Below are 18,913 nucleotides of genomic sequence, written 5' to 3' on the forward strand. Positions count from 1 at the left end.
AATAATATAATTCCATTATTTTTGGAAATAATAAGAAGTGACGATAATGCAGATCGTATGAAACAAAAAATATTCATTTTATTCTCTTTATTTACTCTTTTGTGTGCAGGAGTTGAGGCAAAAGGAACAAAAGCAATGAGCGCCAATGATTTTTTAAACAGCCTAGGAGCTTGTTCATCTGTTTCACGGAGAGGCGAGAATTTGAACGAAACTATTGAAAATGTAAAATATACCGGACTGAGATGGTTGCGTGTAGGCTATGAAGACGATGTACCGGTTGAAGATTTTATCCGGTTGCACCGCCAAACAAATGTGCTTTTAAGTTTTGGATTACTCAGCGGAGGGAATAATATTGATAGACTTATTACAGAGTCGAGGCAATTGGCAGAGGCAGGCGCTTTGCTTGCCATCGAAGGCGCGAATGAGCCAAATAATTGGGAAATAACCTATCAGGGTGAAAAAGGTGGCGGAAGAAATTCATGGATACCTATCGCCAATTTGCACAGGGATCTTTATAAGGCCGTGAAAGAAGATTCTATTTTAAAAGATTATCCTGTTTGGGCAATCAGTGAAAGTGGTGCGCAAACGGATAATACAGGATTACAATTTTTAATTATTCCCGAAAGTGCAAATACACTGATGCCTGCCGGAACGCAATATGCCGATTATGCTAATTGTCACAATTACATAGTGCATCCGAGTTGGTCCGGCTTACACGATAATCAAACATGGCTAAGTGCTTCGCCCACGAAAGATTGCCCTGTTGACGGATTATATGCCAATTATGGTTTGACCTGGGCGAAAAAATTCCCCGGTTATCCGGAAGATAAATTAAAAACTTTGCCTCGCGTTACTACGGAAACAGGATATGCCATGAATGAAAAAGAAGGAGTAACAGAAGAAATTCAAGCCCGTTTGTATTTAAATTTATATTTATCTCAATATAAACGTGGTTGGAAACATACGGCCATTTACTTATTAAAGGGGCGGGCAAATGAACCGGATCATGAAGCATTCGCTTTTTATACGCTGGATAATCAACCTAAGCAAGCCGCTCATTATCTACATAATTTTACAACGATTTTAGCGGATAATAAATCTGTTTCAAAATCAGGTGTATTGGATTATACTATCCCCGATCAACCTGATACCACACATGATTTATTGTTACAAAAAAGCGATGGACATTTTTATCTTGTGTTGTGGGGTGAACGATTTGCGGGGGGAACGGACAGTGTTACCGTGAAGTTCGGTAAACAACAAAAAACGGTAAAAATATACAATCCCACTGTAGGTATTTTACCAATTAAAATATTGAATAAAGCAAATAGTTTGCCGTTATTACTCACAAATCATCCTCTGATTATTGAAATAGAAAAATAAATATCTTTGAGATACCAATATAAAATTCTATTTTTTTAAAATGAAAAAGATTTACACATCTCTCTTTCCGGTGCTTTTATTTGTGCTGTTGAATTGCACTAACGCCGATTCCAAAGGATCGGAGAATCACGATGCGGAAAAAGAACCATCATGGGCGACAGCCCATGAAATAAACAAACGGCTGGGCCGGGGAATGAATATCGGCAATACCTTCGAAGCAATGCCTTCATGGCAATCGCCCTTCGACTCACAGGATTTGCAACGCATAGCCGATCTCGGCTTCAGCCATGTGCGAATCCCTATCCGATGGGAAAGGGAAGACCGGAGTATATCTTCCAGCCCATATACTATTTATCCCGAGTTTATGAAAACCATTCAATCGGTTGTGGATGAAGCATTGAGAAACAGGCTGCATATCATTATCAACATGCACCATCATGACGCGCTCTATGCTGATCCGGCAGGACAGAAAGAATGTTTCCTGTCGCAATGGCAACAGATTGCTGATTATTTCAAAGAGTATCCCGACAGCTTGCTCTTCGAGATTATGAATGAACCGCATGATAATCTGACTGCCGATCTATGGAACAACTATTCAAAAGATGCCTTGCAGGTGATCCGTGAAAGCAATCCCAGGCGCTGTGTGCTATTGGGTGTAGCCGAATGGGGCGGAGTCAATGCATTACAAAAGCTCGACATCCCCGACGATCCGAACCTTATCCTTACTATCCATTATTATAATCCTTTCCAATTTACCCATCAGGCTGCAGAGTGGGTGGAAGGCTCCGAAGCGTGGCTGGGAACTACCTGGCGCGATACGGAAGACGAACGTAAAGCGATACAGGAAGATTTCAGGTTGGCAAAGCAGATAGCCAAAGAGAAAAATATTCCCGTCCATATCGGAGAATTCGGGGCATTTTCACGAGCCGATATGGATTCCCGAATCCGATGGACACAATATCTGGCGCGTTGGGTCGAACAACAGGGGTTCAGTTGGGCATACTGGGAATGGAATGGAAGTTTCGGTATCTTTGATCCGAAAACAGGTACATATCGTACCGAATTGGTAGACGCCCTGCTTAAAAATCCTATTTAAAAAATAATAATGAAACGAGCATGAGAATTGGTCTTACACAAGAACGTTTTCGATAAGCGAATACAGAGGAAAAACTTGTTTTTACTATGTTGAGCGTAGAATTGAAAATCGAGGAGCGAAGGCGACTCAAAACGACTAACTTCAGTGAACATGATTAAAAGCGAGTTCCATACGACCATAGTGTAAAAAAATTAAATATTATCGTATGAAACCATTAAAGAATATTGTCTTTGACTTCGGTGGGGTACTGATCGATTGGAATCCCATCTATCTCTACCGGGAAATCTTTGATAAAGAAGAGGATATGAATCATTTCCTGGAACATATATGTCGCTATGAATGGAATGTGCTACAAGATGCAGGGCGCTCCCTGGCAGAGGGCACCAGAGTCTTACAGGAACAATACCCTGAGTATCGTAAAGAAATAGCGATGTATTACGGTCGATGGGATGAGATGCTGGGAGGCATTATCGAAGAGAATGTAAAACTGATTAAACCGCTGAAAGAGAAATACAACGTATACGGGCTTACCAATTGGTCGGCTGAAACGATCCCTATTGCCATGGAACGCTACAATTTTTTCAAGGATCTGGATGGGATGGTTGTTTCAGGTGCGGAAAAGATAATAAAGCCCGATCCGCAACTCTATCGTATTTTGCTGGAACGTTATGGGATGCAAGCCGGGGAATCTCTGTTTATCGATGACAATTATACGAACATCGAGACCGCACAACAGCTGGGATTCCAAACGATCCATATAGTGGATGGGGTAAATCTGGAGGAAGTGTTGAAAGCGAGAGCTATCCTGTAATATATTTAGCCTGATGTATTCTTTCCTCCCACCCGCACGTCTTGTTGTTAAAAAATAAGAAGTATACTCGCTACAACAACGATTTTACCTATTTTTGCGGTCTATATATGTTACTATACAGTGTATTTCCTATGGCATACAGGAATAACGGCTGGTTAAAAGTCGTTTCTCTTGCAATCATAACTTTTATCCTGGCCTCCTGCGGTGCGGGAAGAACCACTGTCTCCAGTAGCAAAACATCCACAACTTTACAAGACGATATCATTCAATATGGAAGGCAATACCTCGGCAAACCTTACCGGTTTGCAGGAAAAGGGCCTAACTCTTTCGATTGTTCAGGTTACACCTCCTTTGTATTCAGAAAATTCGGATACAGATTAGATCCCAGTTCAGCGGGACAAGACAGGCAAATCCCCACTATCGCCAGAAGGGAAGATCTCAGGAAAGGGGACCTTGTCTTTTTTGAAGGAAACAGAAGAAACGGAAGAGTCGGACATGTGGGAATAGTGACGGAAGCATTTTCCAACGGACAATTTAAATTTATACATTCTTCTACCACCAGTGGAGTGATCATATCTTCCTCTACTGAACCATATTACGCATCCCGCTATTTACGCGGAGGGAGAGTCCTGGAGGAAAATGCATCTTATGTGACACGACGTAATCCTCCCGCCAGTAAAAAACAACTTGTCACGACAAATAAAGAACCGGTACAACCAAATATTCCGGAAGTAGCTCTCCGCGAAACAGTGGAATCTACTGTAACCACCGGACAAAGGGAAGGTCATTCGGCGAACGGATCTATTATTCTTGTACAGACCGATCCGCAGAAAAATCCGCCCCTCACACATCACCAATCCACTACGAACGGGAAAGGGCAGGGAAAAGACACTCTTCGGCGGACAAAAAGCGACATGGTGCTGAGAGAAGAAGAGAATACTATAATCTCCTCCCCTCCTAAAAACCATACAGTACAAATGGGTGAAACACTCTACTCAATCTCCCGGATATACGGATGTACCGTAGAGCAATTGAAAGCATGGAACCCACAACTGAAAACGGTATTAAAACCCGGAGAGACCTTACTCGTCTATACTAATTAACCTGAATAACATACCATAAAGCCATCCTTCCGTATTTGAATTTCCTTATCTTAATGGTATTTCGGCATCTTTTGTGTATTTTTGTCGCTCCTTACAAAGTCAATTCTTTCTTTATGCCGGAAAGTTGACGAAGAACAAAGAAAAGTATAATATAAAAAATATAATATGATAACGACAGACCAACTAAAAGATGTGTTGGAGCGCGAGAACGCGCTGAGGGGGTATCTTTGACGTCGATGCAAAGCGTATCCAATTAGAAGAAGAAGAACTACGCACCCAATCGCCCGATTTCTGGAATGACGCCAAAGCGGCTGAACAACAGATGAAGGTGGTGCGTGAATTAAAATACTGGATCAATGCATACCAGGAGGTAAAGTCCGCAACTGAAGAATTACAGTTAGCATTCGACTTCGCCAAGGAAGGAATTGTGTCGGAAGAGGAGGTGGATGCCAATTACACGCATGCACTTCAACTGATCGAAGAACTGGAGTTGAAAAACATGCTCCGTCGTGAGGAGGATCAATTAGGCGCAGTACTAAAGATCAACGCTGGTGCAGGCGGGACGGAGAGCCAGGACTGGGCTTCGATGCTCTTCCGCATGTATCAGCGCTGGTGCGAGAGCAAGAACTATAAAACCACCGTCACCAACTGGCAGGATGGCGATGATGCCGGCATTAAGACTGCGACCCTGCAGGTGGAGGGCGATCTGGCTTACGGATTCCTGAAAAGCGAGAACGGCGTGCACAGGCTGGTACGCGTATCCCCTTTCAATGCGCAGGGGAAACGGATGACTTCGTTTGCTTCGGTGTTTGTCGTACCGTTGGTTGACGACTCCATTGAGATAGAAGTGAATCCTGCCAACCTGAGTTGGGACACTTTCCGTTCGTCAGGAGCAGGTGGACAGAATGTAAATAAGGTGGAGACAGGTGTGCGCCTGCACTACCAGTATAAAGATCCTGATACGGGCGAAGAACAGGAAATAGTGATTGAGAATACCGAGAGCCGTTCACAAATGGGTAATCGCGAAAACGCCCTGCGTTTGCTTAAGTCTCAGCTTTACGAGATAGAACTGGAGAAACGCCGTGCAGCGCAGGCAGCCATTGAAGCAGGTAAAAAAAAGATCGAATGGGGATCCCAGATCCGCAGTTATGTATTCGATGACCGCCGTGTAAAAGACCACCGTACCAACTACCAGACATCAGATGTAACAGGTGTAATGGACGGTGATCTGGATGAGTTTATCAAAGCCTATCTAATGGAATTTGGAGGCGAAGCATAATGCCAGACGAAAAGAACCGATATCATCGTTTTGTCCTTTTAGGGTTGATCCTGCTCTTGTCAATTATCATTTTCAAAGAGCTGCAGCCCTATCTGGGAGGCTTTTTCGGTGCTTTCACCCTTTTTATACTTCTGAAAGGGATGATGGTGAAACTGGTAGAAAAATATAACTGGAGAAAAGGATTGAGCGCATCGGTCATTGTGCTGGGAACCACTATATTTATCCTGATCCCTCTCACAGGATTCGGACTTCTTGCAGCCGACACTATCTCGGGAATAAGTATAGATCCCGCACAGATCATGAGGACCATGAGAGAATTCTCTGATAGTATTGAAGAGCGTATCGGGATCACCCTGTTCACCCCGGAAAATCTCTCCTTTGTGCCCCGGGCCGGATCTACCATCATGCAGGCACTTGTCTCAGGACTGAGCTCGATGGTCATTAACGGTATTATCGCCATCTTCCTGCTCTATTTCATGCTGGTGAGCTATCAACCATTAGAAAAGGCCAGTAACGAGATGCTCCCATTCAGTCAGGAGAACAAACAGATTCTCCGGGAAGAGACAAAGTCGATTATCCAGGCAAATGCCATTGGTATACCGATGGTTGCTATTACGCAGGGAATACTGGCTTATGTAGGATACCTCTCCTTTGGCGTAAGCAATCCGCTTGTATATGCCGTGTTGGTAGCTTGTACCACCATCATACCTGTAGTAGGCACTTCACTGGTATGGGTGCCGATCGGTATCTCGGCATTGGCACAGGGTGATATAGCAAGAGGGATACTACTGCTTTGCTATGGGCTGCTCATCATCGGGGGATCCGATACCATCCTCCGGTTTGTACTGCAAAAAAGGCTGGCCAATATTCACCCGCTGATTACTTTTTTCGGAGTGATCATGGGGCTTGCGATGTTTGGATTCTGGGGTATTATTTTCGGACCATTGCTGATCTCCTTGCTATTGCTCTTTTTCAATATGTATCGTCACGATTTCATTCCCGGTTCGACTGCACAACCCCGTATTACCACGAAGGAAAATGGAAAAGGGGGAATCCTTTTCCGAAGAAAACAGGCAAAGTAGTCTGTACATTTTAACCTGCCATAATCCGGCATTCTTTCCTGCACCCTACCAACTGTTTTCCAACGATAAACCGAAAAGGGCAAAATCATATTTCACCGGATCAGAAGGATCCAGAAGTCGAAGATTTTCAGTAAGCTCAAGGGCTGTTTTCCAATCGGTCTGTTTCCTGGAGATTAACTCCAGGCGACGTGCCGCCCTGTCCACATGCAGATCGATAGGACAGATCAGTGTACTCTGTGGAATACGTTTCCAGATACCAAAATCCACACCTCTGTCATCACTTCTCACCATCCAGCGCAGAAACATATTGATCCTCTTGCAGGCTGAGTTGCGAAAGGGAGTCGCCACATGCTTTCGGGTACGATGCGGAGCGTCGGGAAAATCAAAAAAAAGTTGTTCAAACCGGATCAGCGAATCTTCTACCGAGCGGAAAACACCTCCATCCAGAAATGCATCCTCTAATGTAGGATAACGTGAGTAATGCCGATGCAGGAAATCCACAAAATAGAGCAGGTCAGTATCGTTAAAGGTACGATGTGTAAAGCCGAGCAGACTTTTCAGATCGTCATCGCTATGCTCCATAATAAAACGGTAAGGCTCGCCCCCGAACCGTTGCACCAGTTCACCGCATTTGGCGATAATCGTTTTTCGTTGTCCCCACGCCAGTATAGCAGCAAAGAAACCCATGATTTCACGGTCTTGTCTGCCGGAAAACAGGTGAGGAACAGATATCGGATCATTTTCAATAAATGAAATATTGTTATATCGATCTACTTTCTCATCCAAAAAACTCTTCATACGATTAAATATCATTCCGGTTACTTACTCCACTTTCTTACACAAATAATTTAGTACAAAATTACGCCTATTCCTTAAAAAACCTTACATTTGCAATTATTTCTTCAATTACAAAAGAAGAAATAAAACATTGAAATTAATTCCTATTCATGAGAAGTGTACCCTACTCTTTCCAGCCTATACTGAAGAGCAGTCTTCTATTTGTTTTCTGTTTCCTCTTCCATACGGTTTCGGGGCAGATCAGTTACGGAGGTAAACCCCTTCCGCTTTACGCCGGGATGGGGGCAAGATCTATAGAACCGGCCACAGATATCTTCGTAGAGATGCCGTCATTCAACGTGACGGCAGCATTACGGCAGTCCCAGCAGGATCAGGCAAACCTCAAAAGCTTAGAGTTTGCCCACAAATTTCATCCGTTCCTTCGTCCCGACAATTCAGGTATTGGCTTTGTTACCGGCAATATGAAGGTGTGGCGTGTGGGGATTCGTTCAAAAGGTGCTTACTCATTGAATATTCTTTTTTCAAAATTCAGGTTACCCCCGGGGGCACAATTGTTCGTGTATAACTCCGACCAGTCGGAGATCTTAGGTTCATATACCGAAAAAAACAATACAGAACTAAACATGCTTCCCGTACAGCCTGTCGGGGGCGATGAATTAATCGTGGAATATCAGGAACCGCTGGATGCGGTATTCAACGGTGAGGTCGAGATAGGTGAAGTAAATCACGATTTTCTGGGGATCTTCTTCAGGGCCACTGAGATGAGAGATCCGCAGCAGGATTGCCATCCTAACCTGATTTGCTACCCGGAGGATATCCAACCCGGAAGCGGCGTAGTGGGACTGATCATCAACGGAACAACCTATTGTACCGGCTCTCTTGTGAATAATACGGCAGAAGATAGTACACCCTACCTGCTGACTGCCACCCACTGCCTGAATAGCAATTACAACCCCAGCTTCCTGGCCAACAGAAGATATGACATCGTTGCCGGCAGTATCGTCGCCTTTTTCAATTACAATTCACCGTTGTGCGATATCGATATCCGCGGCCCGTTACAGATGACCATGGCTTCGGCCGATTCGGTACTGATCAGCGAAAGGCATGATATCTCCCTGCTCAGATTGAAAGAGATCCCTCCGGCAGAATACCAACCCTATTATCTGGGATGGAATGCCGGCTCTTCTCCCTCAGCACCGTTTCACGGCTTACATCACCCCAACGGAGGGATCAAGAAAGTAGCAATAGACGAAGACCGGCTACGCCTCGGTTCATTTACTCTTCCCAATAATTACCAGGCAGAACCCAACTCCTTTTGGGAAGTAGGGGCATGGGATACCGGAGCCACCGAAGGGGGATCCTCGGGTTCGCCACTCATCGACAGGGAAAAAAGGGTATTGGGTACGCTTACCGGAGGGGCGTCGATGTGTTCATCGCCCAGAGGTCCGGATTCTTATGCCTCTCTCTCCAAATTCTGGGATGTGCCGGGGTCACTCGACAACCCGAACCCGATCAGCCATTATCTTGATCCGGAGGAATCACAAGTTATGCAATTGGGAGGTTTCAACCCCTATGCACAACAACCCTTCACTAAAAGCCATAATTTTAAACCGGAAGACGAGGCGGTGAGATACCTTTTTCAACAGGTACCATTATTCGCAACAAACAATACTTTTGGATATACGGAATTTGCTGAGCAGTTTTATGCCAGGGATAATGCAGAGTTACGGGGAGTCTTTATCTCTTCTCCTTCTGTCAACAGTATTTCGAATATGAACATCAGAATAAGGGTTTATTCCGGAGAAAACGGTCCTGAACGGCTCCTTTACGAACAGCCCTACAATTATAGTTTTGAATACTACGATAATTCCGGATTCAACTCAACAACCCGCAATATGGGCTACAGTCTGGAGAACTATATCCGGTTTAACAACCCTGTGGCCGTTTCCGGAACATTTTATATCTCCTATTATGATGCTAACGGGATATCTTCCGGTTTTTCGGCATTCAGCGCAGAACCCAGAAAAATCGGGTCGGGGCTTGTTTCCACGGCATGGATGAAAAACCTGTCGGGATGGGTAAAATCATCGGAAAACATTGAAAATCCCGTCAATACCACTTTACTGATCGCACCCTACGTAATCGGTAATACTTCCACATCGGTAGAACCGGAAAAAGAACAACCCAAACTGGTGGTCTACCATTCTAATGAAGTGAAACGGATATTTATCGAATCGAACTACGATATAGTCGAATGGGAAATCTTCTATTCATCGGGAATAAAAATCCATCATGAGACCACCGATATAAGTATGAACAGAGGCTCATACTCATCGGCCCATCTCCCAAAAGGAGTTTATATAGTAAGGGTCAGAACCGTTGACGGCACTGTCTCCACAAAAAAAGTATTAGTGATATAATTACTACGGAGATGATGTTGTTGTTTCTGTGCTCTCTTCCTCCGACTCCATAGATATCTCTGCTTCGACTTCCGAGGCAGTTTCCTGTTCATCCGGCCCCTTATTTTGTTCCACTTTTTCAATTTGATCTCTCAGGTAAGACGAAATAATATTACCTCCACCTGCTGCTGTTTCGGCACGATTGTAGTCACCCTTTTCGGATTCCGGCTCCTGAGGGGCAGGCACTACTTGCTTCCCGACAATCAACTGATCTCCGATGCCGATCCGGGAAGAGTTCAATCCATTCCATGATTGAAGCTGTGCCACCTGGATACCGTTTTTCCGTGCGATATCTCCGAGTGTATCACCTTTTCTGACCCGATAATACTGATTGACTGTCTGGATTTTTCCATCGGGATTGTCAGTAACGGCTTGTGCCAGTTGTTTCTCTGTTGTTGCCTGGGGTGCCACTGCTTTTTTCCCCACGACCAGTTGTTTTCCTATATTAATTTTATTGGAACGCAGGCCGTTCCAGGATTTGATCAAGTCAACAGTCGTACCATGCCTTCTGGCAATAGTCGAAAGATTATCCCCTTTTTTTACCCGATAATAGACATTGGTTGTATTTCCCGATACCGATGAAACCGAACCATCCAGAAAACCGTCGGTATTAGCCCTGTGCGTAAAATACCGCTCCTTATCATAATTAATAATGGTATCGTTTTTATCAATAAATGCATACATCTTTTCCGTAGGCAGCACCAACGCATGCGCTCTAAAATCACCCGGTATCACATCCCGTTTGAATTGGGGGTTCAACCGCTGTAACTCGCCCAATGGGATATCCAGTACTCCTGCAATTTGCTCCAGATGTATCCTCTCATTCACCTGTACCGTATCGAGCGCAGCTGTCAGGGATGAAGAGTGTGCAGGGCAGATGTTATGATCTGCATAGTAATTCATAATATAGTTGGCAGCGATAAAGGCGGGTACATATCCTCTTGTTTCTCGCGGCAGACGATAGTAGATTTCCCAATAATCGCGTTTACCTCCGCTCCGGGCAATCGCCTTGTTCACATTCCCCGGTCCACAGTTATAGGCCGCAATTACTAAGTTCCAGTCCCTATAAATAGCATACAGATCTTTGAGGTAACGTACGGCGGCATCAGTCGATTTATATGGATCGCGCCTTTCATCCACGAGGCTGTTTACCTCCAATCCGTAGCCTTTTCCCGTGCGTAGCATAAACTGCCACAACCCCGTAGCCCCGACACGGGACACAGCTACAGGATTGAGCGCTGATTCAATTACAGGCAGATATTTTAGTTCCAACGGAAGTCCGTGTCTGTCCAACGCTTGCTCAAACATCGGAAAGTAGTAGTCGCCCAACGCCAGCATATAACTCACCTGCTCTCTTTTTCGTACGGCATACATCTCTATGTAATTCTTCACCACACTATTGAATGAGAGCTCCATCTCCGAGGGTAAATTATGAAGTTTTTTAATATAGACTGAGTCATGAAAGACCACATTCTGTCCCCTTTTACAATCAATCTCTGCATTCGACAGATCGAGTTGCCAATTACGTAACAGGTCACTTAGTTTTTCCGTCATACTTTCCGGATAAACAATTGCATTATCCTGAATGGTATCCGCACTGGTAGACAGAGTCTCCGGTGAATTTTCCGGCGGAGTATTCTGAGCTATAAGCCCCAATACGGTCCATATAGTTATCAATCCAATTAAAATAGTCCTCTTCATACCAATAAATTGCCCATCCGGAAGGGATGAGCCTTGTTCTTTAATTGTTAAAAATTAAAACTCCATTGTACTCCGTAGGAGGAGCTTCCCAGGCTATGAGTCCTTTCTTCCCTGATGATAACAGGGGTCATACGCATGGATAAATCGGGACTCATATCAAAATCAAACAACTGCGCATCTACATACGCATCTACAATAGCAGCCAAATAGACAGCCACCGTACCGATAATACTCAGATCCCTGTAATAGCGGTAATGATCTTTCCTTTGCTGCAATACCCCTGTGAACCACTGTGTATCTACTGTTTCCGGATCTTGCCCGTAAGGCAACATATTGTGCCAGCGGTTGGTTTCGGGATTATCATCCATAATATCCTGATATGCACCCAAATAGTCCCGATAGTAACCGTTATTCCAGGTAATAGCATACGTCAATCCCACAAAACCTCCGTACAGGATAGGTAATTTCCAGTATTTACGGTTGTAAATCTGTCCTAAACCCGGAAAGACAGCCGAGTAGATAACCGCTTTCCGTGGAGAAGGGCTAAACATATAGGACGGTGCAAAAAATTTATCGGAAGTTATTTCAATGAGTGGGCTGCCTGTTTTTGTCCGGACGGAATCCTGCTTCCCTGCTACCTCCTTTCCATTTTTGAGATCAACGGAAACGGAGTCGGGTACCTGCTGGAGAAGCGAATCTCCTACTAACACGGGAACACTATCCAGTGGCTGTTCTCGTGAATGATTCTGCGCCTGGATATCCACTGCGCAAAAAAGGATCGACAAACAAGTAAGGATTCCAGCCACATTCATCATCAGCAATTATTTTTGCATTTTATCAAACATAACGATAATACGTTCCAGGTCTTCCGGAGAATCGAAAGGGATCGTAATCTTACCCTTGCCACGTTTGTTATAACTGAACTGCACATCGGTCTGGAAATAGGCAGAAAGATGTTGTTTTAACGCATCAAAATCGTCTGGCGATTGTTGTCTCGAAGTTGATTTCCCGGTTTTGGGCTTACGGCTACCGGCATCTTTTAGTTGCTGAGTAGACGTTCCTTCGTCATAATCTTTCACCATTGACTCCACTTTCCGCACCGACAACCCTTCTTCGAGGATCAGGTTGTAGAGGGAGAGTTGGGCCACCGGATCATTCATGGTGATCAATGCACGCGCATGCCCCATGTCAATTTTTTTGTTTTTTACTCCCATCTGTACTTCCGCCGGAAGCTTCAACAGGCGCAGATAATTGGTGACAGTCGCACGCTTCTTACCCACTCTTTCGCTCAACTGTTCCTGTGTTAGGGAAAGGGTATCGATGAGATTCTGGTATGCCAGGGCGATTTCTATAGAGTTGAGATCTTCACGCTGAATATTCTCAATCAGCGCCATTTCCATCATCTCATCGTTGTCAGCCGTTTTAATATAAGCCGGGATAGTAGACAATCCCGCCATTTGAGAGGCACGGTAACGACGCTCACCTGCAATAATCTGATAAGTGTCGTCTTCCAGCTTCCTTAATGTGACAGGTTGGATAACACCAATTGATTTAATGGAAACGGACAGTTCCCGTAATGCTTCCTCGTCGAATACCCTACGGGGTTGGTCAGGGTTAGGAATAATTTTATCGAGCTCCACCTCACTAATGGAAGAAGAGCCTTGTGTTTCACCGTCGTTGAAGGTGATCAACGCATCCAGTCCTCGTCCTAATGCATTCTTTTTCGCCATAGTCTATACCATAAAGGGTACAAAGTTAGTGAACTTTTTCAATCAACTCCTGTGCCAGCTGTATATGATTTGTCGCCCCGCGGGAACCGGCATCGTACATAAGCGCCGGCTTGGCATGGCTCTGTGATTCGCTGAGTGTAATATTGCGCTGAATAACCGTAGTGAATACCAACTCTTTGAAATGATGTTTCACCTCTTCGTATATCTGATTATGAAGACGCAGACGAGAGTCATACATAGTGAGTACAAAACCCTCTATCTCAAGCTTGGTATTCAGTTTCGATTTGATGATTTTTATCGTATTCAGCAGTTTACTCAACCCTTCAAGGGCAAAATATTCGCATTGTACGGGTATCAATACCGAATCGGCAGCAGTAAGCGCATTGACCGTAATGATACCTAATGAAGGCGAGCAATCGATCAGGATAAAATCATACTGGCCTCTTACCGGATACAAAAGATCCCTGAGCCTTTTCTCCCTGTTCTCCATCTGCACCATCTCCAGTTCCGCACCTACCAGATTGATATGGGACGAGATAATATCGATATTTTCAAATGGAGTATGTTGCACCGCCTCTGCGGGGGTACATTTACCGATCAACCCTTCATAAATAGTATTTGCAGCTTTTTTAATATCAATACCCAAACCGGAGGAGGCATTTGCCTGCGGGTCGGCATCTACCACCAATACCTTTTTTTCCAACGCAGCAAGTGATGCCGCAAGATTAATCGTGGTCGTGGTCTTGCCCACTCCTCCCTTCTGATTTGCCAGAGCAATGATTCTTCCCATATTATTCTATTTACAGGCAACAAAATAAGTAATAAATCAGTTAACTCTATGTTAATTATTTAAAACATTGTTTTTTTTGTTGATAAATAGGAAAAACCAAGACAATCCATACAGGAAACCGGGTATCTATTCCCATATAAAATCGAGTTCTTTTTCATACTTACCCAACAGGTTATCTTTCTGAAAGAAAAACTCTTCTTCTCCGAAAGCCGGCTTGAGTTCATCGAACCAGGTCGCCTTTTTATCGTATTGGGCAAAAAAAGGAATATCCACTAAATTAGGATTACGGCACTGAAGGAAGCGAAGCACAAACACCTTCTCCCCTCTCACTTCTGTCACACCCAACACCTGTATTTTTCCGGGATTAGCGCTCATACTGGGGCCGCGGACAGTCCGACAGATACCGCTCACATTACGATAAGCCTTCCTGAAAACATTCCATGCTTTCTCAAGCGGCACTTCGAAAAAAGTTTTGGAACCTGTATCCCGTGCAACAAACATATAATAAGGGATCAGTCCCTGCCTGACCTGCTCTTTCCACATATTTGCCCACACCTTCGGATCATCGTTAATATGACGCAACAAAGGTGATTGGGTTCTGATCTGCGCACCGGTATTAAGTATCCTCTCAATAGCCTGTTTCACCGCATCGGTAGAGAGCTCTACCGGATGATTGAAATGTCCCTGAAAAGCAAGGTGCTTTCCTGCTTTCTTCACCTTCTCGAATAAGCGTAACATGTCATCGGCATCTTTGTCTGTCAGGAACCGGTAAGGCCAGTAAGCCAATGTCTTAGACCCTATACGGATATTACGGATATGTGAAAATTCCTTTGTCAGTAGCGGTTCGATATAGGCCGACATGATACTTGCTTTCGCTGTAAGCGGATCGCCCCCTGTAAAAAGGACATCCGACACCTTGGGATGCTTCAACAAATATTTATGGAGCAGATCTGCCTCTTTCATCGCAAATTTCAGCTCATTCATGCCGGAGAACTGCGGCCAGCGGAAACAGAAAGTACAATAAGCATGGCATGTCTGCCCCTGACTGGGAAAGAAGAGTACCGTCTCACGGTATTTATGTTGCACACCGTGCAATTTTATCCCGTCTATCATCGGTACATTATGTTCCTGCCCCGCCGGATTGGGATTCAGCTTCATCCTGATATCATAAACTTTCTGCTTCAATCCTGCCTCATCATTTGCATCGATCAATTTTTTCACCTGCGCATAATGGGTTTTCGATAGCATCTCTTCCCGGGGAAAAGTCAGCGTGAAGATAGGATCTTCCGGTACATTACTCCAGTCGATCAACTCTTCCACCACATAGTTGTTCGCCTTAAAAGGCAGTACCCGACCCACCACTCCAATGGCCTCCCGTTCCTGATCGGACAGGGCACTCAGTTGGGGCAGATCATTATAGTTACGCAAAATGAAATTTCTATACTTTTTATTTTCCATATCAATTGAATTATGTTTTATTTGATGAACTACAGGAAGTGAATAAGAACCCGAGTATCGGGAAATGAGGGTTTAGATTGCAGTTCGAGATAAACAAAAATAAGACAAAAGTATCAAAAAGACAACCGAATTAATACATTTTTGTATTTTTTGGGGAAATAAAAAATCAGTTTGCCTATTTTTGAAGAAAAAAGCAATATTTCTCATCAAAGTATCGATAAATACAAATATAATGATTAATTTTGCAGCCTGATGAAAATATATTTTTCACATACACACTACCCCAAAGCAACAGTTTTAGTCCGACGATGCTTTTGACCTATACGGAGACTCCGGTTTCCGTACCATTTCCCCTTTTATCTTTTTTCGCCTTCGGGCATCACTCTACCAACAACCCATTAATTTTTTATTGTTTTAGGATGAATGTTATTATTCATATAGCCAATAGCGGCTACGTAGGTTATGCGCAAGAGATTTGCGATTTGATTTACGAGTCGGCGCAAGCACGCGGTACCGGTATTGCCAAGCGCAGTGCTGAGTATATTGCTGAAAAGATCGAGGCCGGCAAAGCGGTAATCGCCCTCGATGGTGATAAACTCGTGGGCTTTGCCTATATTGAAACTTTCAGCCACAAACGTTTTGTGGCTAACTCAGGACTGGTGGTACATCCCGATTACCGCAACCAGGGACTGGCAAAGAAGATCAAACGAAGAATTTTCGATCTCTCCCGTAAACTCTATCCCAACGCCAAAATATTCAGTATCACTACCGGCCTGGCTGTGATGAAAATGAATACGGAGCTGGGATTCAAACCGGTCACTTTTTCAGAACTGACTGACGATGAAGAGTTCTGGAAAGGATGCCAGGGATGCCGGAATTTCGATATCCTACAACGTAATAACTACAAAATGTGCTTATGTACAGGGTTGCTTTACGACCCCAAAGTGCATCCGGTACAGCAGGCGAGCCCCTTCGCCAAAAGAGTGGTTAAACCGGTCATCAAAATAAAGAAAACCAATAAATTGCATAAAAAATGAAGAAAAAAGTAGTATTAGCATTTAGTGGCGGCCTCGATACCTCCTTCTGTGTACCCTGGCTGATCAATGAGAAAGGACTGGAAGTACACACTGTGATTGTGAATACCGGCGGGTTTTCCGATGAAGAAGCAAAATCGATTGAAGAACGGGCCCTAAAACTGGGCGCTACCACGCACACCTGTATCAATGCTGTTGAAGATTATTATGAGAAAGGCATCAGATACCTGATCTATGGTAACATATTAAAGAATAACACCTATCCGTTGTCGGTCAGTTCCGAGCGTTTTTTTCAGGCAATGGCGGTGCTGGATCATGTAAAAAAGATCGGCGCCGATTTTGTGGCTCATGGGAGTACGGGAGCCGGAAACGACCAGGTACGTTTCGATCTTGTATTTGAAGTGCTGGCACCGGAGGTACAAATCCTTGCACCGATCCGCGAACTGAGTCTCTCCCGTCAGCAGGAGATCGACTACCTGAAAGAGAAAGGTTTCGACTTCTCGTGGGAGAAATCGAAATATTCCATCAACCAGGGTATATGGGGTACCAGCGTAGGCGGTGTGGAGACGTTGAAATCATCGGGTGTCCTCCCCGAAGAGGCATATCCGTCGCAGGTGACCGACTGGGGTACGGAACGCATCACTCTGGGATTTGAAAAAGGCGAACCGGTCTCACTGAACGGCGAAAAGATGGAGCCTGTTACATTAATTCACACACTACACAAAATAGCTTCCAAATACGGTATCGGCCGTGATGTTCACGTAGGTGATACTATCATCGGCACCAAAGGGCGTGTCGCTTTTGAAGCGCCTGCTCCACTGATCATCGTCAAGGCGCATCATCTGTTGGAAAAACATGTACTGACCAAACAGCAACTCTACTGGAAAGACCAGCTCTCCAACTGGTATGGACAACTCATGCACGAAGCACAATATCTGGAGCCCGTGATGCGTAATATCGAGACTTTCCTCGACGACACCCAGCAGTTTGTGACCGGTGATGTGGAAATAGAATTACGTCCCTACCATTTTGCGATATTGGGATGTTCCAGCGAATACGACCTGATGAACTCTAAATTCGGCGAATACGGAGAGACCAACAAATCGTTCTCCGGACAGGATGTAGTAGGATTCACAAAAGTGATCGCTAACCCGTTGAAAATTTATTATACCATTCACGACAATGATTAACGTAAGTATAGCAGGCGGAACCGGCTATACGGCAGGCGAACTGCTTCGTATCCTGCTCCGCCATCCTGAAGTCAATATAGAAACGGTCATCAGCACCACCTCGGTGGGGATGCCCGTAGCGGAGATGCACCGTGATCTGTTGGGTGAGACCGATCTGGTCTTTAGCGACACTTTCCGTCAACCCGATGTGCTATTCCTTTGCCTGGGACATGGACTGTCACGTGCATTTCTGAATGACAACGATATTCCTCCCTCATGCAAGATCATCGATCTTGGAAATGATTTCCGCAATAATCCGGTATTTAACGACAGGAATTTTGTGTTCGGACTGTGCGAACAAAATCGCGAACAGATCCGCACGGCAGATAGTGTGGCCAATCCAGGCTGTTTTGCCACGACCATCATGCTGGCACTATTGCCGCTGGCATCCCGGAATCTATTGACAAACGAAATACATATACACGCCATTACAGGTTCCACGGGTGCAGGGAAACGGCCGGCCGATACAACTCACTTCAGTTATCGCGACAATAATATCTCCGTATATAAGCCATTCACACATCAGCATCTGGAAGAGATCGCCAACACATTGACGAGCGCGGGTAACAGCGACCTACCGCAGATCAACTTCGTACCAATGCGGGGCGATTTCACTCGTGGTATTTTCGCCAGCGTATATACAAGATGGGATAAGAACATGTCGGAATCGGCTGTGATCGATCTTTACGAAGAGTATTACCGGTCATCTCCATTCGTGTTTGTTTCCAAACAGCCCATCAGTCTGAAAGAGGTGGTAAACACCAACAAGGGATTATTACATATCGAGTTTCATAACGGCTATATCCATATTACCTCGATTACCGATAACCTCGTAAAAGGTGCGTCAGGACAGGCAGTACAAAATATGAATCTGATGTTCGGACTGGATGAAACGACAGGGCTGAAACTGAAAGGAAGCGCGTTTTGATAAAGTGGGAAAGTGGGAAGGTGGAAAAGTGA

16 protein-coding genes are annotated in these 18,913 nt (G+C 44.6%); 10 read left to right on the forward strand and 6 right to left on the reverse strand.

Annotation, left to right across the window (positions count from 1 at the left end; translation table 11 throughout):
• Positions 1-57: 57 nt before the first annotated feature.
• From F597_RS0105345 to F597_RS20195, 6 genes are all read left to right on the forward strand, one after another.
• Entirely contained in the window at positions 58-1,383 is a 1,326-nt protein-coding gene (locus F597_RS0105345) for a glycosyl hydrolase (protein WP_157278966.1), read from the forward strand.
• Positions 1,384-1,423: 40 nt separating this feature from the next.
• Positions 1,424-2,479, forward strand: coding sequence for a glycoside hydrolase family 5 protein (locus tag F597_RS0105350; protein ID WP_019538691.1), 1,056 nt, complete (start codon positions 1,424-1,426; stop codon positions 2,477-2,479).
• Between the two features lie 205 nt (positions 2,480-2,684).
• Positions 2,685-3,290 carry an HAD family hydrolase gene (locus tag F597_RS0105355; protein WP_019538692.1) on the forward strand — a complete coding sequence of 202 codons (606 nt, stop codon included), beginning with the start codon at positions 2,685-2,687 and terminating at the stop codon, positions 3,288-3,290.
• Between the two features lie 131 nt (positions 3,291-3,421).
• Positions 3,422-4,393 (forward strand): C40 family peptidase, encoded by a 972-nt coding sequence (locus F597_RS21500; RefSeq protein ID WP_169337965.1) that lies wholly within the window; start codon positions 3,422-3,424, stop codon positions 4,391-4,393.
• 165 nt (positions 4,394-4,558) lie between these two features.
• Positions 4,559-5,672 (forward strand): peptide chain release factor 2 gene (gene prfB, locus F597_RS0105365; protein ID WP_139224035.1). Its coding sequence is split into 2 segments (ribosomal slippage): positions 4,559-4,621 and positions 4,623-5,672, totalling 1,113 coding nucleotides; the frame shifts between segments, so codons are not numbered across the junction.
• The gene (locus F597_RS20195) at positions 5,672-6,754 is read left to right on the forward strand and encodes an AI-2E family transporter (protein ID WP_019538695.1); all 1,083 of its coding nucleotides are present in this window, start codon (positions 5,672-5,674) and stop codon (positions 6,752-6,754) included. Before prfB ends, F597_RS20195 begins: the two co-directional genes overlap by 1 nt.
• Positions 6,755-6,799: 45 nt before the next feature.
• Here the strand turns inward: F597_RS20195 and F597_RS0105375 are convergent, their stop codons facing one another.
• A complete protein-coding gene (locus F597_RS0105375) occupies positions 6,800-7,552 on the reverse strand; it encodes a TIGR02757 family protein (RefSeq protein ID WP_019538696.1) in 753 nt (250 codons plus the stop codon).
• Positions 7,553-7,701: 149 nt separating this feature from the next.
• Here F597_RS0105375 and F597_RS21505 point away from each other — a divergent pair, with 149 nt between their 5' ends.
• Entirely contained in the window at positions 7,702-9,972 is a 2,271-nt protein-coding gene (locus F597_RS21505; protein ID WP_019538697.1) for a trypsin-like serine protease, read from the forward strand.
• A gap of 3 nt (positions 9,973-9,975) precedes the next feature.
• Here F597_RS21505 and F597_RS0105385 read toward each other — a convergent pair whose 3' ends face one another.
• From F597_RS0105385 to F597_RS0105405, 5 genes are all read right to left on the reverse strand, one after another.
• Entirely contained in the window at positions 9,976-11,712 is a 1,737-nt protein-coding gene (locus tag F597_RS0105385; protein ID WP_019538698.1) for a lytic transglycosylase domain-containing protein, read from the reverse strand.
• Between the two features lie 47 nt (positions 11,713-11,759).
• The gene (locus F597_RS20205) at positions 11,760-12,527 is read right to left on the reverse strand and encodes a DUF5683 domain-containing protein (RefSeq protein WP_139224034.1); all 768 of its coding nucleotides are present in this window, start codon (positions 12,525-12,527) and stop codon (positions 11,760-11,762) included.
• A gap of 6 nt (positions 12,528-12,533) precedes the next feature.
• Positions 12,534-13,442, reverse strand: a complete 909-nt coding sequence (locus F597_RS0105395; RefSeq protein ID WP_019538700.1) for a ParB/RepB/Spo0J family partition protein — start codon at positions 13,440-13,442, stop codon at positions 12,534-12,536.
• Between the two features lie 25 nt (positions 13,443-13,467).
• Positions 13,468-14,232: a ParA family protein gene (locus tag F597_RS0105400; protein WP_019538701.1), complete on the reverse strand. Its 765-nt coding sequence runs from the start codon at positions 14,230-14,232 to the stop codon at positions 13,468-13,470.
• Positions 14,233-14,358: 126 nt separating this feature from the next.
• Positions 14,359-15,690, reverse strand: coding sequence for a KamA family radical SAM protein (locus tag F597_RS0105405; protein ID WP_019538702.1), 1,332 nt, complete (start codon positions 15,688-15,690; stop codon positions 14,359-14,361).
• 419 nt (positions 15,691-16,109) lie between these two features.
• On the opposite strand from F597_RS0105405, the gene F597_RS0105410 reads away from it, so the two are divergent.
• Genes F597_RS0105410 through argC form a run of 3 tightly spaced genes read left to right on the forward strand, consistent with a single transcriptional unit; the run spans position 16,110 to position 18,881 of the window.
• Positions 16,110-16,727 (forward strand): GNAT family N-acetyltransferase, encoded by a 618-nt coding sequence (locus F597_RS0105410; protein ID WP_019538703.1) that lies wholly within the window; start codon positions 16,110-16,112, stop codon positions 16,725-16,727.
• Entirely contained in the window at positions 16,724-17,914 is a 1,191-nt protein-coding gene (gene argG / locus F597_RS0105415) for an argininosuccinate synthase (RefSeq protein WP_019538704.1), read from the forward strand. Before F597_RS0105410 ends, argG begins: the two co-directional genes overlap by 4 nt.
• Positions 17,907-18,881 (forward strand): N-acetyl-gamma-glutamyl-phosphate reductase, encoded by a 975-nt coding sequence (gene argC, locus F597_RS0105420; RefSeq protein ID WP_019538705.1) that lies wholly within the window; start codon positions 17,907-17,909, stop codon positions 18,879-18,881. Before argG ends, argC begins: the two co-directional genes overlap by 8 nt.
• Positions 18,882-18,913 lie beyond the last annotated feature (32 nt).

The organism is Proteiniphilum acetatigenes DSM 18083 (assembly GCF_000380985.1).
Taxonomy (GTDB): domain Bacteria; phylum Bacteroidota; class Bacteroidia; order Bacteroidales; family Dysgonomonadaceae; genus Proteiniphilum; species Proteiniphilum acetatigenes.

Coding starts and splice junctions, on each gene's coding strand:
- F597_RS0105345 (WP_157278966.1), top strand. CDS start 58: ATGAAACAAAAAATATTCATTTTATTCTCTTTATTTACTCTTTTGTGT.
- F597_RS0105350 (WP_019538691.1), top strand. CDS start 1,424: ATGAAAAAGATTTACACATCTCTCTTTCCGGTGCTTTTATTTGTGCTG.
- F597_RS0105355 (WP_019538692.1), top strand. CDS start 2,685: ATGAAACCATTAAAGAATATTGTCTTTGACTTCGGTGGGGTACTGATC.
- F597_RS21500 (WP_169337965.1), top strand. CDS start 3,422: ATGGCATACAGGAATAACGGCTGGTTAAAAGTCGTTTCTCTTGCAATC.
- F597_RS20195 (WP_019538695.1), top strand. CDS start 5,672: ATGCCAGACGAAAAGAACCGATATCATCGTTTTGTCCTTTTAGGGTTG.
- F597_RS0105375 (WP_019538696.1), bottom strand. CDS start 7,552: ATGAAGAGTTTTTTGGATGAGAAAGTAGATCGATATAACAATATTTCA.
- F597_RS21505 (WP_019538697.1), top strand. CDS start 7,702: ATGAGAAGTGTACCCTACTCTTTCCAGCCTATACTGAAGAGCAGTCTT.
- F597_RS0105385 (WP_019538698.1), bottom strand. CDS start 11,712: ATGAAGAGGACTATTTTAATTGGATTGATAACTATATGGACCGTATTG.
- F597_RS20205 (WP_139224034.1), bottom strand. CDS start 12,527: ATGATGAATGTGGCTGGAATCCTTACTTGTTTGTCGATCCTTTTTTGC.
- F597_RS0105395 (WP_019538700.1), bottom strand. CDS start 13,442: ATGGCGAAAAAGAATGCATTAGGACGAGGACTGGATGCGTTGATCACC.
- F597_RS0105400 (WP_019538701.1), bottom strand. CDS start 14,232: ATGGGAAGAATCATTGCTCTGGCAAATCAGAAGGGAGGAGTGGGCAAG.
- F597_RS0105405 (WP_019538702.1), bottom strand. CDS start 15,690: ATGGAAAATAAAAAGTATAGAAATTTCATTTTGCGTAACTATAATGAT.
- F597_RS0105410 (WP_019538703.1), top strand. CDS start 16,110: ATGAATGTTATTATTCATATAGCCAATAGCGGCTACGTAGGTTATGCG.
- argG (WP_019538704.1), top strand. CDS start 16,724: ATGAAGAAAAAAGTAGTATTAGCATTTAGTGGCGGCCTCGATACCTCC.
- argC (WP_019538705.1), top strand. CDS start 17,907: ATGATTAACGTAAGTATAGCAGGCGGAACCGGCTATACGGCAGGCGAA.